This window comes from Shewanella sp. SR44-4, assembly GCF_014163715.1.
In the GTDB taxonomy this organism is placed as follows: domain Bacteria; phylum Pseudomonadota; class Gammaproteobacteria; order Enterobacterales; family Shewanellaceae; genus Shewanella.
Map to the genome: position 1 here is coordinate 1 of NZ_JACJDU010000113.1, position 1292 is coordinate 1292.

1 protein-coding gene is annotated in these 1292 nt (G+C 37.3%); it reads right to left on the minus strand.

Annotated features, from left to right (window positions below):
• The coding region (locus H5125_RS21610; RefSeq protein ID WP_182745485.1) for a hypothetical protein at window positions 1-917 on the minus strand (917 nt) is incomplete at its 3' end.
• Window positions 918-1292 lie beyond the last annotated feature (375 nt).

The following is a 1292-nucleotide window of genomic DNA, read 5'->3' on the forward strand; positions in this document are numbered from 1 at the left end:
CCAAATTCTTTTAATGCTGACATCAATTGCTCTCCCTTGATATTTTTGTCACGTAAATCAATCACAAAGCTTTGTAAGTTTTGCAGTTCAGCCAATATTTTACTGACTTCTTTACTGAGTGGTGCTTGAGCTTCTTTTAACCCATGATAAGCCGCTTCTCTTGCACTGTCAGATGATGAGAAAAGTGCTATTTTTTCATCAAATACAGAGTGTAATTCTGCTTTGTATACTGTTAATTTTTCAACAATATCAGCAATAGTCACCTCTTTTTCACGGCTAAACTCCTGCTTAACGTCTTCTATACGCTCGAATACTTTTTCTAATCGCTCTTCATAGTCGTTAAAGTCATTCACTACTCGCCATAAATCAGCAACAGATTGTTGTGGGTAATCTGCTTCTTCAATCATGCCAAAAATCTCCATACGAATGGCATTTACGGCTAACATCGCAGGCTTAATGGCGGCTATCGCAAACACACCAATCACAGCATATAATTGATATTCTGACGTCATTCCAGGTACGTGGCCGGTGACAAAGTAAACAAGACCAGCATTGATAAGATGTGCAACGACGGCAATTATAGCGGCTTTAATCTTGATTTTTTTAACCCTGAATAAGTCATTGGTTAAATCAATACTGTCTGGCTTTTGAGGATGTGTCGCTCGTCTCTCTAGCATGGTTTGAGCATTACGGGCGATAAAGTAAGTGCTACCGATTAATAAGCTAATGGTAGAGACATACCAGAGATAAAGAGTGGCTGAAACCCAAACATGAAATTCAAATTCTGGGACGTCATATTGTTGAGCAAACCATTTAATCAACACGACCAGTAAAAAGGTCCCCACAATCCACCCTAACCACTCCCTGATTGTTTGAGTGTAAAATTCGCGTCTAATTTCGCCAAATATATCGTGCATAGTATTCCTTTACGTTATTGATGATGTTAATTTTGTCTAATTTTTGTACTCAATTAGGCGTCAGATATTATTGTACTACGTTTATTGATTAATGTTGGTACTAGACCACTAATCACCAAGACTATGAAATAACGCCAGTTAAGCAGCAAACGCTTTAATTGGAGGCGGTGTTGAATAAGTATTGAAGGACAACATAAGTCATAAAGGTGGGTAGTTTTTTGCGTAATAATAAAGGGTTATTATTCGCTGCTTCTTGATGCTGGTTAGTGTGCCACTATAGCCACGACAAAAACATAAGTAACAAAACAATAGAAAATGGTAACTTCATATACACCTATCAATAAGTTTATTTTTGTTAACGTTTAGAATGGCCTT